The 14569-nt window shown below is 63.0% G+C and carries 12 protein-coding genes and 1 pseudogene; 6 read left to right on the top strand and 7 right to left on the bottom strand.

What is annotated here, in order from left to right; all coding sequences use genetic code 11:
- Positions 1 to 144: 144 nt before the first annotated feature.
- Genes KJQ96_RS28105 through KJQ96_RS28090 form a run of 4 tightly spaced genes read left to right on the top strand, consistent with a single transcriptional unit; the run spans position 145 to position 3102 of the window.
- The gene (locus KJQ96_RS28105) at positions 145 to 1362 is read left to right on the top strand and encodes an MFS transporter (protein ID WP_213289624.1); all 1218 of its coding nucleotides are present in this window, start codon (positions 145 to 147) and stop codon (positions 1360 to 1362) included.
- Between the two features lie 53 nt (positions 1363 to 1415).
- Entirely contained in the window at positions 1416 to 2057 is a 642-nt protein-coding gene (nthA, locus tag KJQ96_RS28100) for a nitrile hydratase subunit alpha (RefSeq protein ID WP_213289623.1), read from the top strand.
- Positions 2057 to 2716, top strand: a complete 660-nt coding sequence (gene nthB, locus KJQ96_RS28095; RefSeq protein ID WP_213289622.1) for a nitrile hydratase subunit beta — start codon at positions 2057 to 2059, stop codon at positions 2714 to 2716. Before nthA ends, nthB begins: the two co-directional genes overlap by 1 nt.
- Positions 2716 to 3102 carry a nitrile hydratase accessory protein gene (locus tag KJQ96_RS28090; RefSeq protein WP_213289698.1) on the top strand — a complete coding sequence of 129 codons (387 nt, stop codon included), beginning with the start codon at positions 2716 to 2718 and terminating at the stop codon, positions 3100 to 3102. The genes nthB and KJQ96_RS28090 overlap by 1 nt, the downstream gene beginning before the upstream one ends.
- Here the strand turns inward: KJQ96_RS28090 and queC are convergent.
- A complete protein-coding gene (gene queC / locus KJQ96_RS28085; RefSeq protein ID WP_213289621.1) occupies positions 3099 to 3812 on the bottom strand; it encodes a 7-cyano-7-deazaguanine synthase QueC in 714 nt (237 codons plus the stop codon). The two genes, KJQ96_RS28090 and queC, sit on opposite strands and share 4 nt — an antisense overlap.
- Positions 3813 to 3942: 130 nt before the next feature.
- Here queC and mazG point away from each other — a divergent pair, with 130 nt between their 5' ends.
- Positions 3943 to 4794, top strand: coding sequence for a nucleoside triphosphate pyrophosphohydrolase (gene mazG, locus KJQ96_RS28080; protein WP_213289620.1), 852 nt, complete (start codon positions 3943 to 3945; stop codon positions 4792 to 4794).
- 20 nt (positions 4795 to 4814) lie between these two features.
- Here mazG and hflX read toward each other — a convergent pair whose 3' ends face one another.
- The 6 genes and pseudogenes from hflX to KJQ96_RS28050 all read right to left on the bottom strand — a co-directional run bounded on the left by hflX (position 4815) and on the right by KJQ96_RS28050 (position 12460).
- Positions 4815 to 6191 (bottom strand): GTPase HflX, encoded by a 1377-nt coding sequence (gene hflX / locus KJQ96_RS28075; RefSeq protein WP_213289619.1) that lies wholly within the window; start codon positions 6189 to 6191, stop codon positions 4815 to 4817.
- A gap of 11 nt (positions 6192 to 6202) precedes the next feature.
- Complete coding sequence (gene hfq / locus KJQ96_RS28070) at positions 6203 to 6451, bottom strand: RNA chaperone Hfq (protein WP_006020546.1); 249 nt, start codon at positions 6449 to 6451, stop codon at positions 6203 to 6205.
- 299 nt (positions 6452 to 6750) lie between these two features.
- Complete coding sequence (locus KJQ96_RS28065; protein WP_028346102.1) at positions 6751 to 8121, bottom strand: sigma-54 dependent transcriptional regulator; 1371 nt, start codon at positions 8119 to 8121, stop codon at positions 6751 to 6753.
- Positions 8111 to 10456 (bottom strand): PAS domain-containing sensor histidine kinase, encoded by a 2346-nt coding sequence (locus tag KJQ96_RS28060; RefSeq protein WP_213289618.1) that lies wholly within the window; start codon positions 10454 to 10456, stop codon positions 8111 to 8113. The genes KJQ96_RS28065 and KJQ96_RS28060 overlap by 11 nt, the downstream gene beginning before the upstream one ends.
- Positions 10457 to 11055: 599 nt before the next feature.
- A pseudogene (locus KJQ96_RS28055) lies at positions 11056 to 11655 on the bottom strand (helix-turn-helix domain-containing protein); the annotation flags it as partial.
- Between the two features lie 283 nt (positions 11656 to 11938).
- On the bottom strand, positions 11939 to 12460 hold the full coding sequence (locus KJQ96_RS28050) for a GNAT family N-acetyltransferase (RefSeq protein WP_213289617.1): 522 nt from the start codon (positions 12458 to 12460) through the stop codon (positions 11939 to 11941).
- A 111-nt stretch (positions 12461 to 12571) separates the two neighbouring features.
- Here KJQ96_RS28050 and KJQ96_RS28045 point away from each other — a divergent pair, with 111 nt between their 5' ends.
- Entirely contained in the window at positions 12572 to 14128 is a 1557-nt protein-coding gene (locus tag KJQ96_RS28045) for a winged helix-turn-helix domain-containing protein (protein ID WP_213289616.1), read from the top strand.
- Positions 14129 to 14569 lie beyond the last annotated feature (441 nt).

Raw genomic sequence — 14569 nt, 5'->3', positions numbered from 1 at the left:
TCGCTCCCTATCGGTCTTTTCCGAAAGCTTAGACCAGAAATAATTCCGGCGAACCTGAATCCTTCGTCCATTCCGGTTCGTCTTGTTCGCGAAACCATCGCATCCGCTTGGCGCGGATCGGGGCGAACAAGGAGCATTTTGCAGATGGGACCATCATATCGCTGGGTGATCGTCGGCATGGGTGCATTGATGACATGCGTCGGCATCGGCGCCATGTTCTCGCTCGCCGTTTATCTGGAACCGATATCGACGGAAACGGGATGGTCGCGCGCCGGAATTTCGGGTGCGATGACCATCGATTTTCTGACTATGGGCATTGCCGGGTTTGCCTGGGGCGCGGCCAGCGACAGGTTTGGCACGCGTCCGGTCGTCCTCTGCGGCGCCCTGCTCCTGGGTTCGGGCCTGTTTCTTGCCAGCCGCGCGACCTCCCTGTTCGAATTCCAGCTCACCTACGGCATTCTCGTCGGCCTCGCCGCGGGCGCCTTCTTCGCGCCTATGATCGCCGCCGCGGCTGTGTGGTTCGAGAACAACCGCAGCCTTGCCGTCTCGCTGGTGTCCGCAGGCATGGGCGTGGCGCCAATGACGATCTCGCCGTTCGCGCGCTGGTTGATCTCGACCTACGATTGGCGCACCGCAATGATGATCGTGGGCTTGATGGCGTGGGCCTTGCTGATACCGGCCGCGCTGCTGGTCCGGCAACCCCCGGCAGTGAGGCCATCCGCCTTGCCGGCGTCGCTCGCTGGCAACGATCCGGGGGCGGGATGGTCTGTTGCGGGTGCGCTTCGCTCGCCCCAATTCCTGGTGCTGGCGCTGACCTTCTTCGCATGCTGCGCCGCGCATTCCGGGCCGATCTTCCACATGGTCAGCTACGCGATGCTTTGCGGCATCCCGGCCATGACCGCGGTCAGCATCTACAGCGTCGAAGGCCTGTCGGGGCTCGGCGGGCGTCTCCTACTCGGCATCCTCGCCGATCGGCTGGGCGCCAAGCGGGTGCTGGTCTGCGGCCTCCTGGTGCAGGCGCTGGCGATTGGAACCTATCTCTACGTCAGCAAACTCGGCGAGTTCTACGCGCTCGCGATCGTGTTCGGAACGGCCTATGGCGGCGTGATGCCGCTTTATGCCGTGCTGGCGCGCGAATATTTCGGCCCCCGTATCATGGGAACGGTGTTCGGCGCCGCGACGATGGTATCGAGCCTTGGCATGGCGTTCGGGCCGTGGGCCGGCGGCATGATCTTCGACACCTTCCACGACTATCGCTGGCTTTACATCGGCGCGCTCAGCGTAGGTCTTGCCGCAATGGCGATCGCGTTGACGTTCCCGCCACTGCCGTCGCGATCACGCGAGCGGCTGCAGCCGGCTTAAGGGGCGGATTCCCTGCCTCGACATAGCCCGGATTTTGCGCCTATCCTGACGCCATGAGCGACCATGACCACGACAACCACGGCCATCATCACCACCACGACCACTCCGAACTCTCGGAGACCGAGCTGCGCGTGCGCGCACTGGAATCGATCTTGACCGAAAAGGGCTATGTCGATCCGGCCGCGCTCGACCTCCTGATAGATCTTTACGAGAAGAAGATCGGACCGCGCAACGGCGTTCGCGTGGTCGCCAAGGCATGGAGCGATCCCGGCTACCGCGAACGGCTGATGAAGGACGCGACGGCTGCGATTGCCGAGCTCGACTATTCCGGCCGCCAGGGCGAGCACATGGTCGTCGTAGAGAACACGCCCGAGCAGCACAACATGGTCGTGTGCACACTGTGCTCCTGCTATCCGCACCCCGTGCTGGGGCTTCCGCCAGTCTGGTACAAATCCGCACCCTATCGCTCCCGCGCCGTATCCGATCCGCGTGGCGTGCTCAGGGATTTCGGTGTGACACTGCCGGACACCACCAAAATCCGGGTGTGGGATTCCACCGCCGAAATCCGTTACCTCGTGCTGCCGATGCGCCCTGAGGGCACCGATGGCTGGAGCGAACAACAGCTCGCCGAACTCGTCACCCGCGACAGCATGATCGGCACCGGCCTGCCCAAGCAGCCCGGCGAGGCTGCCTAATGGACGGCGCGCATGACATGGGCGGCGCCAAGGGTTTTGGGCCTGTCGTCCCTGAGCCGAACGAGCCGGTGTTTCATGCTGACTGGGAGCGTCGGGCCTTTGCGCTGACTGTTGCCATGGCACGCCCCGGCGGCTGGAATATCGATATGTCGCGGTTTGCGCGCGAGAACCGGTCGCCCGATGATTACCTCAGCAAGAGCTATTTCGAACTATGGCTGGCCGGGCTGGAAACGCTGATGATCGAGCGCGGGCTGGTGACGCGCGAGGAAATCGAGGCGGGCAAAGTGCTGTCGCCGCCTAAGCCCGGCGTCAAGCCGATCGCTCCAATTGAGGTCACGCCGGCGATCCGCCGCGGCGGCCCGACCGAGCGCGAGCCGAAAGCGCCCGCGATGTTTGCGGTCGGCGAGACCGTGCGAATGAAGAACATCCATCCGGTGACGCATACGCGGCTGCCACAATATGTCCGTGGCCATCTCGGCACGATCGAGCTCAATCACGGCTGCCACGTCTTCCCCGACACCAACTCGCTCGGCCAGGGCGAAGACCCGCAATGGCTCTACACCGTGCGTTTCGACGGACCGGAATTGTGGGGCAAGGACGGCGACCCGACGCTCAGCGTCTCCGTCGACGCCTGGGAATCCTATCTGGAGCGCGCGTGATGGATTTGACCCCGCAACAGGCCATGCGCGCCGCGGTCGCCGTTCCCGGCGTGCCGCGCGATGAAGACGGCCCGGTGTTTCGCGAGCCATGGGAAGCGCGCGCCTTTGCGATGGCGCTGGCGTTGCATGAGGCCGGCGTCTTCACCTGGAAGGAATGGGCGGAGACGCTGGGTGCGCAAATCAAGCTCGCGCAGGCCGAAGGCGATCCAGATACGGGCGAGACCTATTACCGGCACTGGCTCGCAACGCTGGAAACGCTCGTCGCCGCCAAGGGCGTCACAACGTCAGATGTCCTGCATCGCTACCGTGACGCCTGGGACCACGCCGCCGACCGCACCCCGCACGGGACGCCGATCGAACTCACGCCGGCGGACTTTACTCGTTAGGCCAGCGCCGCATATTCCCGCCAGCCCTTCGCCCGCAGCGTACAAGCCGGGCATTCGCCGCAGCCATAGCCCCAATCGTGCTGCGCGCCGCGCTCGCCGAGATAGCAGGTGTGAGAGTGCTCGCGGATCAGGTCGACCAGCCCTGCCCCGCCAAGCTCGTGCGCGAGTTTCCAGGTGGATGCCTTGTCGAGCCACATCAGCGGCGTATGCAGCTCAAAATTCTTCGCCATGCCGAGATTGAGCGCGGACTGCAGCGCCTTGATGGTTTCGTCGCGGCAGTCTGGATAGCCGGAGTAATCGGTCTCGCACATGCCGCCGACGATGTGGCGGATGCCACGCCGGTACGCCAGCGCCGCGGCGAAGGTGAGAAACACTAGGTTACGGCCTGGCACGAAGGTGTTGGGTAAGCCGTCAGCGCCCATCTCGATCGCGACATCGCGGGTCAGCGCGGTATCGGAAATCTCTGCAAGCGTCGGGATCTCCAGCGTGTGGCTCTCGCCGAGTTTTGTCGCCCAATCCGGCCGCAACGACCTTAAGCCCGACAGCAGCCGGTCGCGGCACTCGAGCTCGATGGCGTGGCGCTGGCCGTAGCTGAAGCCGAGCATTTCGACGCGCGCAAAGCGCCGCAAGGCCCAAGCCAGGCAGGTAGTGGAATCCTGCCCGCCGGAAAACAGCACCAGCGCGGTTTCGGACGGTGATTGGTCGCTCATGATGGGCAATTAGCACTCCCGCTCCCCAAGGCCAACCGGTGGAAATTGCCTCGACTTTAGCCTCTTCCGCTGGGATCGGTCGACCGCTTGCGGCATAAAGCGACCTGCCCCTCCAAGCGACGGAAATCCCATGACCCCTTCCCGCGATATTTCCCGCCTCATCGAGATCATGGCGGCGCTGCGCACGCCGGTCACGGGCTGCCCGTGGGACCTCGAACAGAACTTTGCGACGATCGCGCCCTACACCATCGAAGAAGCCTACGAGGTGGCCGACGCGATCACACGCGGCGATCTCGATGATCTCCGCGAGGAACTCGGCGATCTCCTGCTGCAGGTCGTTTATCACGCCCGCATGGCGGAAGAGCAAAACGCCTTTAGCTTCGGCGACGTGGTCGAGGCGATCACAGGCAAGCTGATACGCCGTCATCCGCATGTGTTCGCCGACAAGGACGGCAACATCGCTCCCGCGGGCGTCAAGAGCGCGTGGGAACGCATAAAGGCTGAGGAAAAGGCCGAGCGCGCGGCGCGGCGGCCGCCGGAGGAGACCACGCACAGATCGCTGCTCGCAACCGTCAAGGCCGGCCAGCCGGCGCTGACGCGCGCGATGGAATTGCAGCGCAAGGCCTCCACCGTCGGCTTCGACTGGAACGATCCCCGCGCGGTGCTGCACAAGATTCGCGAGGAGGCTGACGAGATCGAAGCAGCCCTGGACAACGGCAAGCCTGACGAACTCGCGGCCGAAACCGGCGATCTCCTGTTCGCCTTGGTCAATCTGGCGCGGCATGTCGGCGCTGATCCCGAAACCGCGCTGCGCGGCACCAACGCCAAGTTCGAGCGCCGTTTTGCCTATATCGAGCGCGTACTGGCGGCCAAAGGCCGTTCGCTCGAGGACGCAACACTCGCCGAAATGGATGCATTGTGGAATGAAGCCAAGGATGCGGAACAGCCAGCCGCAGCCTCAGCGCGGAGTGATCGAAGATAAGGTGCACGTTCGCGCGACAATTATGCCACCCGCGGAACGGCATCAAACCGCGACACAACGATATCGCGCTTGGTCTCGTCGACGCGCACCGTCATGTCGAAGCGTCCGTCGCGGAGCTCCTTGTTGAGCACTTCGGCATTGCGATGCAGCCAACTGATGCCGGCGCCATCGGAAGCGTCGATGGAGAGGTCGAGCGTCGTACGCGTCGCCGCCAGGCGATCCTCGATCGCGGTCAGCAACGCATCGATCCCCTCGCCTGACGCGGCGGAGACCAGGAAGCACGGCCGTTCCGGCGGGCGACGCGCGGCGATGTTGCGCAGGTTCTCGCGTTCTTCGGGATCGAAGCGATCGATCTTATTCCAGACCTCGAGGATACGTGCGCCGGCATCCGGATCGATGCCGAGCTGACGCAGCACGGCATCAACGTCGCGCTCCTGCGCCTCCGCGTCTTCATGCGAGATGTCGCGCACGTGGAGGATGATATCGGCCTCGAGTACCTCTTCCAGTGTGGCGCGGAAGGCGGCGACGAGCTGCGTCGGCAGGTTGGAGATGAAACCGACGGTGTCCGAGAGCATCGCCTTGCCGCCATGCGGCAGGCTCAGCGCGCGCAAGGTCGGATCCAGCGTCGCAAACAGCATGTCGGCCGCCTGCACGTCGGCACGTGTAAGCCGGTTGAACAGGGTCGATTTGCCAGCATTGGTGTAGCCGACCAGCGCAACCACGCGATACGGCACCCGCTGCCGGCCGGCGCGGTGCAGCCGCCGCGTCGCCTGCACCTTCTTCAGTTCATTTTCCAGCCGCGTGATGCGGTCGCCGATCAGGCGGCGGTCGGCCTCGATCTGGGTCTCGCCGGGGCCGCCCATGAAGCCGAAACCGCCGCGCTGGCGCTCCAGATGGGTCCAGGACCGCACCAGACGGCTGCGCTGATAGTTCAGGTGCGCGAGCTCGACCTGCAGCGCGCCTTCCTTGGTTTTGGCGCGGCGGCCGAAAATTTCCAAAATCAGCCCGGTGCGGTCGAGCACCTTGGTGTTCCAAGCCTTCTCGAGGTTGCGCTGCTGGATCGGCGACAACGCGCAATCCATTACCACCAGCTCGATATCATGGCCCGCGATCAGGCCCGTGATCTCCTCGACCTTTCCCTTGCCGAGGTAAGTCGCTGGACGGATCTGGGTCACTGGCGCAATCAGCGCGTCGGCGATCGTGAGGTCGATGGCGCGCGCCAGACCCGTGGCTTCCTCGAGCCGGCCCTCGAAATCGCGCGCAGCCTCGTTCGCCTGCGCATCGGCATCGCCGCGGCGCATTCGCAAATATGGGCCGATGACGATCACCCGCCCGCTTTGTTTGGCCCCCGCCGACCGCGGACGGTCGGCGCTCCCTTCACGGTCGAAGGGTTCCAATCAGTTCACTCTCAAGCCGGAGCATCCTCACCGCCCTCGAACAACTGGATCGGAGCGCCGGGCATGATGGTCGAGATCGCATGCTTGTAGACTAGCTGCGAGTGGCCGTCGCGCCGAAGCAGCAAGCAGAAATTGTCGAACCAGGTGACTATCCCCTGCAGCTTTACTCCGTTGACCAGAAAGATCGTCAATGGCGTTTTTGTTTTACGAACGTGATTTAGGAAGGTGTCTTGTAGATTTTGTGCGCGGTCTGCCGCCATTGTTTTTGTCCCGCCGTCTTGTGCTTCTTTTTATTAAGCCGGTTGTTGCTCTCTCACGGAACCTGCCCCGACCTGCCGGCCTACCCTGAGATCCCCCTCCGGTCGGCTCGACAGCACGATTAGAGGGTACGCGCGGTTATTAGGCAAGCCGGTTCGGGCGCCACCGGCGCGGAACCCAGTGGCCATTCTCCGCAAGTGTCCGGAAAGAGATAAATATTCCCAAGCAGATGCATGGATCGGAGAGATGCCATTGGGTTGGGGGTGCGTTCGATCCGTATCGCATACGCGCTTCAATCAGCCTAGCCAACACCCAGTGCCTTGAGCTTGCGGTGGAGCGCTGAACGCTCCATGCCGACGAATTCGGCCGTACGCGAAATATTGCCCGAGAAACGGCTGATCTGCGCGATCAGGTAGTCACGCTCGAACACTTCCCGCGCCTCGCGCAGCGGCAAACCCATGATGTGCTCGCCATTGTTGCTGGTCGGCATCGCCGGTACCATCGAGCCGACGTCCTGAGGCAGCATATCGGCTGTGATGATCGCTTCGGGGCCGCCGCCGGCCAGAATCATGACGCGCTCGACGTTGTTCCGGAGCTGGCGGACGTTGCCGGGCCAGACGTGGGACTGCAATACCGCCATTGCATCCTGGCCGATCTGCCGCTTCGGCAAGCCCGTCGCCGCCGATATCTGGTCCATGAAATAATCGATCAGTTCGGGGATATCCTCGCGGCGTTCCGACAGCGGGGGAACACGGATCGGCACCACTGACAATCGATGGTAGAGATCCTCCCGGAATCGCCCTTCCGCGATCTCCTCCTCCAGATTGCGCGCGGTCGAGGAGATGATTCGGACATCGACATGAATCTTGGCAGCGCCTCCCGAGCGTTGAAAGGTCTGATCGACCAGCACGCGCAGGATCTTGTTCTGGGTTTCGCGCGGCATGTCGGCGATTTCGTCGATGAACAGCGTGCCGCCGTGCGCCTCTTCCAACGCGCCAGGCTTGCGCGGTTGCTCGCCGTTCGTCTGCTCGATGCCGAAGAGCTCGACTTCCATCCGCTCCGGGGTGATCGCCGCGGCGTTGATGACGACGAACGGGCCTTCTGCACGGCTCGATGCGTTGTGCAGCGTGCGCGCCGCCAGTTCTTTGCCCGAACCGGAGGGGCCGACGATCAGGATACGGCTGTTGGCCTTGGCCGCGCGGTCGATGGTCTGGCGTAACTGGTTCATGCAGGCGGAGCGTCCGGTGAGAACGCTCGCGGTGGGAGCCAGTTGCTTGAGTTCCTTCACTTCGCGCTTGAGGCGCGAGGTCTCCAGCGCCCGCGTCGCCACAAGGATCAGCCGGTCGGACTTGAACGGCTTTTCGATGAAGTCATAGGCGCCCCGCTTGATCGCCGCCACCGCCGTCTCGATGTTGCCGTGGCCTGAGATCATCACCACCGGAACGTCGGCGTGCTCCTTCTTGATTTGCTCGAGCAGTTGCAGGCCGTCGAGCTTGGAGCCCTGCAGCCAGATATCGAGAAACACCAGATGCGGGCGGCGGTTGGCGACCTCGGCCAACGCCGAATCGCTGTCGCGCGCTGTACGGGTATTGAAGCCTTCGTCTTCGAGGATGCCCGCAACGAGGTCACGAATATCGGCTTCGTCGTCGACAATCAGAATGTCACTGGCCATGGGTTACACCTGCCTTGTCAGTTGCCCGTTGCGGCTTCGGTTTTTGTTCATCATTGGTCGCGGATGCCGCCTCATTGGTTTCGTCAATCTGTGGTTTTGCCTCTGGAGCCGGTTGCTTCGGCGCATGGCCGGATACGGCGAACCGCAGCCGCATCCAGGCGCCGCGCTGTTCGGGGCGGAAATCGGAGGCGTCCTTGAGCTCGATACGGCCGCCATGGTCTTCCAGCACGCGGCCGACGATGGCGAGCCCGAGACCGGTGCCCTTCTGGCGCGTCGTCACATAGGGCTCCAGCAACCGCGCGCGGCTTACTTTCGGCAGGCCGATACCGTTGTCGATCACGTCGATCACGATGTCGTCGTTTTCGCGCGCGGCGATGACGTCGATGCGTCCCTTGCCGAGTTCTTCCGGCGGCACCTGCTCGATCGCCTCCGTCGCGTTCTTGATGATGTTGGTCAGCGCCTGCGAGATCAGCCGGCGGTCGAACTGCGCGCGCATCGGATCCTGCTTGATATCGGCCTCGATATCGAGATCGGGATGTCCGACCTTCATCAGGAATACTGCCTGCCGCACGGTATCGGCGACGTCCTCGCCCTCCATGACCGGCTTTGGCATCCGCGCGAAGCGGGAGAATTCATCAACCATCCGCCTGATGTCGTCGACCTGTCGCACGATGGTTTCGGTACATTGTTCGAAGATGTTCTTGTCTTCGATGATGACCTTGCCGAATTTGCGGCGGATGCGTTCGGCCGAAAGCTGGATCGGCGTCAGCGGATTCTTGATCTCATGGGCGATGCGGCGCGCCACGTCGCCCCATGCCGAGGTACGTTGCGCGGAGACGAGCTCCGTGATGTCATCGAGCGTGATGATGTAGCTGTCGCGCGAGTGGCTGGTCTGCTCGGCGCTGACGCGGACCGACAGGTTGCGCTCGTGGCCGTCGCGGGTGATCGTGATCTGGCCTTGCACCAGGCGCTGCGTCCCCTCACGCGCGGTCTTCATCATGTCGTCGAGCTCGGGCAGCACGTCCGACAGCGGATGGTCCAAGGTCTCCGATTCCGCATGGCCGATCAGTTTCTCGGCCGAGCGATTGAGGATGCCGACGCTGCCCGAAGCGTCGACGCCGATGATACCGGCGCTGGCCGACGACAGCACTGCCTCGATGAAGCGGCGTCGGCTGTCGATCAGCTCCGAGGCGCTGACCAACTCGTCGCGCTGGGTGCGCAATTCGGCCGTCATCTTGTTGAAGGTCTCGCCGAGTTGGGCGAGATCACCCTCAGATTTATGGACCGGCACCTGGACGTGCAGATCGCCGGTCGAAACGATGTTGGCCGCGCTCATTAGATTGCGGATCGGCGCCACCAGCCAGTTGGCGAAATTCAGCCCGATCAGCACCGACGCCATCAGAATGGTCAGCGCAATCACCGCAAACATCAGCGCGAAGGCGACCTGAATGCCGAGTCGGCGGGCTTCGATCTGGGCATATTCGGCGACGCTGGCCTCGGTCTGCTTGAGCTGGCTGATCACACGCGGATCGAGCAGGCGTGCCACGTAGAGGAAAGTATCGTCAAAGGCGCGTAACCGGATCACCGCGGCCACATAGTTGGCTTCGGGAAAGACCGCGATCGGCGGCTCATCTTCATTGACGTTGCTGAGAAAATCCTGCGGCGGTGTCGTGAATTCCTGCTGGATTCCGGTCTTCGCCGTGACCAGGATGTTGCCATTCTTGTCAACCAGCATCGCGGCCGGCAGGTTTCGCGCGGCCGCATTCGCGGTCAGCAGTTCCTGAAACGACCGCCGGTCCTGATCATACAATGGCCGCGCACGGGCAATATCTTCCGTCATACCCAGGATGTCGCCACGGATAAGCCTTGCGTGCTCCTGCATGTAGGCACGGGCAACGGTCAGCGAGTTCTCTATGACCTCGCGTGTCGGACCCGAGAACAGCCGGTCGAGGCCGCGGTCGATGGTCACGTTGGCGACGATCGCGACGAGTACGGCCGGCAGCACGGCGATGATGGAGAACAGGCTGACGATCTGAACGTGCAGCCGTGCCGCGGCCCGGCCGCGCCGCCGCGCCTGGATCACCAGCCAGACTTCGCGGGCGATGATTGCGACCAGCAGAAGTGTGGTCGCTGCATTGATCAGCAGGAACGAATAGACAACCTGGCGCGTCGGCTCGATCGGCGTCAGACCGGCCAGGACGATGAAGGTCAGAAATGCCGACAGCAGCGCAACGGCGACCGCAAACGGCGCCACCCACTTCCGCAGGATCCCTCCTCCGGATTCGGTAAGCGATGGATCGAATGATGGTGCCGAGCTAGTCTCTGCGGTGGTCATTCCGGCAATTCGGTGAGCTGAAAGGCTATGGCCCGCCAATTGCGGACTGATGCATTCATATCACAATGTTGCCGAATTGCGGCATCAGTAAGATGTTCGTTTTATCAATAGCTTATGGGCATTCTTTTCACGCGAGTGGTAAAATTACCAAGCGTCGAATCATCCTCACCAGGCAATTATCCGCAACGTGACGGCAACCCATCGGGGAAGGTGCCATCGGCAAGCTTTGTCGCAGAATCGGACAAGGCATGGGGGATTCGGGAAAGACGCCCCATGCCGTCCTGGGCCAGAACCGTGCACCAACATTCGAACCCGAGGTCCCGTCCTGTCCAAGTTCCCGCGCGGCCCTGCCAGCCCGGCATCCATTGTCGCCGCTATGAAGTGGGTAGCCGGCCTTCCGCCAAAGGCACGTGCCAGCTTTGCCAGGGAACGATCGTGATCACCGGTGTTGAAGCAAACGATGCGTGCGACGAGCCCGTCTTCACTGGCCGAAGGCATCGGTCATCCGCTGGACGAGATGTTTGCGGCCCGCCGCGCCGCCTAGACTATCTCGCAGACAAGCCGTCGCTGAGCGAACGAGGCCGCTTCAGTGGCTCCGATCACGTTTCGCTTTCCGGTGCGCCCAGCATTTCGCGACGCCACGCTCCCGGGCTGACGCCGATCACGGAGGTAAACACCCGCGTAAAGTGGCTCTGATGGCAAACCCGACAGACATCGCAATCTCGGACAACGGCAGATCGCGGATGGTCATCATCTGCTTGGCCGCCATCACCCGCTGACGAAGCAGCCATTGGTGCGGCGGCAGGCCGGTGGAGATGCGAAATGCTCGCGAAAAAATGGCTGACCGAGAGGCCAAACTCGGCCGCGATCTGTTGCAATGAGAGCTTTCCGCTGAGGTTGGACTCGAGCCTTGTACAGGCCTGCCTCGCCTGCCACGGCGCAAGACCGCCGCGGGGCAATTCGGTGATGCGCCGCATTTTGCCATAGGTCTGCGCGACGTGTGCGGTGAGCGCGAGCATCATGTGATCGACGAAGAGCTGGTTGATCTCAGCCGGCCGACGCAACCCTTCCCGCAGCGACGCGCCGATGTGACGGATGACCACGTCATCATGGCCGATGCCAAGCCCACAGGCGAGATCTCGAACGCGCGGCGAGCGGGACTGTGCAGCAATGTCGTTGAGCGCCGAGCGCGGGCAGTGCTTCAGGCACTCCTGAAGCGTTTCCACCCCACCTTGCCGCGGCGGATGTCCAACGTGGCTTTGTAGGCGTGTCCGACGTGGAGATAGGGACCCAAGGAGTGGGATTGGGCGTGTGCCACTAATTTAGTCGATCTGCGAGCTCTTCGGCAGTTGCGAGATCGCCGGTCCAGAAGAATACGTCCGTCGGCCGGGTGGCGGTCGACGGCGACGTTTTTCGTTGGGTACCGGTCTTCTGGGACTACTGACCGCTTGTTGGGTCAGGGGCTGAACTTAGAGCGCGTACTCATAGCGTTGATGAGTTCACGCCCTCGCCATCGGCGGCCAAGTGGGCGATCGCCTCCGCTCCCAATTGCCAGCGATCCCAGTCCGGATCGGGGGTCGCGTCGACGCCCCTGTAGAAAGCCTGGGCTGGTGCGTTATCCTTCAGCACGAACCAGCAGAACCTTTCGTGCCCTGTATCCATCGCATGGCGGGCCATGCGCCCCATTAGTCGTCGGCCGATCCCGCGGCCGCGCACATCCGGGTCCACGAAAAGCCACTTCATCATGAGCAGCGGCCGCAGCGTGTGCATGAGAGGAATCTCGTAGTGCACGGCCATGCCGGCGAGCATGCTGTCGCCACGGTCGGCGACGAAGGCGCCGAATTCAGGACGTTCGCCGAAGCCGCGATGCAGCAGTTCGGCCTCAGTGAGTCGGAAGTCTGTGCCGCGCTCGAACTTGACGATGCCCTCCATCAGCCGCAGCAGCTCGGGCATATCCTGACGCACCATGGACCTGATCCGCACATCATTTTCGATCATTCGCATCTTACACTCTCCGTCTCGGGATGGGTTCGAGCTCACCGGCGCCGATTTCCGTTGATGCAGCCGCGATGCATTGCTATAGATTCCTAAAATCTGCTAATCAGTTCGGTATTCATGGAGGCACCCTCCAGCTTCGCCTTTGGGCCTTTCGCGTTTCACGCTCTAAGCCGCCGCCTGGAAAAGCAAGGCGAATTGGTGCCGCTCAACACCCGGGCAACGGAACTCCTGTTGCTCATGCTGAGGCGAGCGGGCGAACTCGTCACCAAGGACGATCTGCTGCACGCAGGTTGGGGTGACCGGGTCGTCGCGGAGAATAACCTCACCGTGCACATGGCGGCCCTTCGCCGCGTGCTCCGCGACGGGAGGGAGGCCGACAACTACATTCGAACCGAGCATGGTCGCGGTTATCGCTTCGTCATGCCCGTCGCGGTCGCGCAGGCCGAGGGGAGCAGTGTGCCCAGCGGATCGACGGTTCACGTCGGCAGACAGCTAGAGTCCCGAGGCATTTCCATTCTGATACCACCCGTCCAAAGCCTGCTCGACGACGAGCAGTCTCAATCGCTTGGAGTCGAGGTCAGGCGGCATCTCATGGTGCAGCTCTCGCGCGTGCCCGATGCGGTGGTCATCGGCGGAGGCGACGCCCGCTATGTCCTGCGCACGTCCATCCGGTCAGTGGAGGGCGGGGTCCAGGTCATTGCCATGATCGATGATGCCGCCACCGGAGCGACCATCTGGGCGGATCGGTTCCAGCACCGGCACATCGGCCTCAGCCCGATGGAGGGAGAGATTTCAGGCCGGCTGGCACGCGCGGTGATCATGGAACTAGTGGATCGGGAAGCCGCCCAGGGCCCATCCGAAGAGGCGTCGCACACCGCTGGCGCGCAGCACAGCGCCTTGCGCGGTTGGAGCGCCCTAAATCGCGAGCTGTGGGTCCCCCAGGATCTCGCCGAGGCAAGGCGATGGTTCGACCGCGCGCTCCTCGCCGACCCATCGAACGCGTCGGCTCTGGCGGGGTCGGCCTACACGATTGTCGCAGAGAACATAAGGGCCACTGCGCAAAGTCGTGATCTTGCGGATCGTGACGAGCTGCGGCAGGCCGACGAACTGGCGACGCGGGCGGTCGCGCGAGCGCCGGACTGGCCTCGAGCCTGGTTTTGCCGTGGCTACGTGCGGGAGTGTCAGCGCCGCTTCGACGCGGCGCTGATCGCTTTCGGTCGGGCCTTGTCGCTCGATCCATGTGACGCCGAGGCCCTTGCCTATACAGGCCATGTCCATTTCCTGATGGGCCGTCTTGAGGAAATGCGGGCACCAATCCAGCATGCGATTGCGCTTAGTCCGCGCGACCGCGGCGTCGGCCTGTGGCATCATTTCTTAGGCCAATACGACTTCTGGCATGGGCGCGACGAGCTCGCAATTCCGCATTTCGTGCGAGCCACCGACCTTGCTCCCAGCTTGGTCTATTGTGCGACTTTTCTCGCTGCCTCGCTTGCCCTTGCGGGCCGGATCGAGGAGGGACGAAGGTCGCTCGACTCATGGTGCGAGGCGATGGGGGGCTACCGCCTCACGATCGATAGTCTGCGCGCGCGGGTTTTCTCCGACGATCCCACCTACCTCGCCGGGCATGAGCGCCACTACCGCGGCCTACGTCTAATCGGGGTCGCGGAGCGCTGATGCGACAGGCAGGTCCGGCGATTAGCGAGATTTAGGAAGCCCGCCAACGACCTTGGCGGGACTCCCCCGGTAGAACGTCGGGCACGTCCATACGGCACGGCTCCCGCCGATACTATCCCAAGGTACAGGTCAATCTATCCGCCGAACCTGCCAGACCAAACCTGCTGCACGATTCCGTCAGGCGGCGGTTGCCGTCATTGTTGGAGCACAGAAGCAGCAGTGTCGCGCTTCATTGGTTCTGACGCCTGGCGCCACAACGTGAGCACAAGTCGATGAGCAAGCAAACCATACGCGATCAGTCGAACAATCTGCGGGCCGCGTCCGAGACGCACCGGGACAGTGAGCCAAATGGCCACCGGCCTGCCGATGTGGAGATGGCACGCGTTCTCGGGACCACGCCATTTCACATGGCTTTGGATGCCTCCGGTAGCGGGATCGCCC

The sequence above is a fragment of the Bradyrhizobium sp. sGM-13 genome, assembly GCF_018398875.1.
Lineage (GTDB): Bacteria > Pseudomonadota > Alphaproteobacteria > Rhizobiales > Xanthobacteraceae > Bradyrhizobium.
The sequence above is the reverse complement of the archived record's forward strand: the minus strand, read 5'-3'. Positions and strand labels throughout refer to the sequence as shown.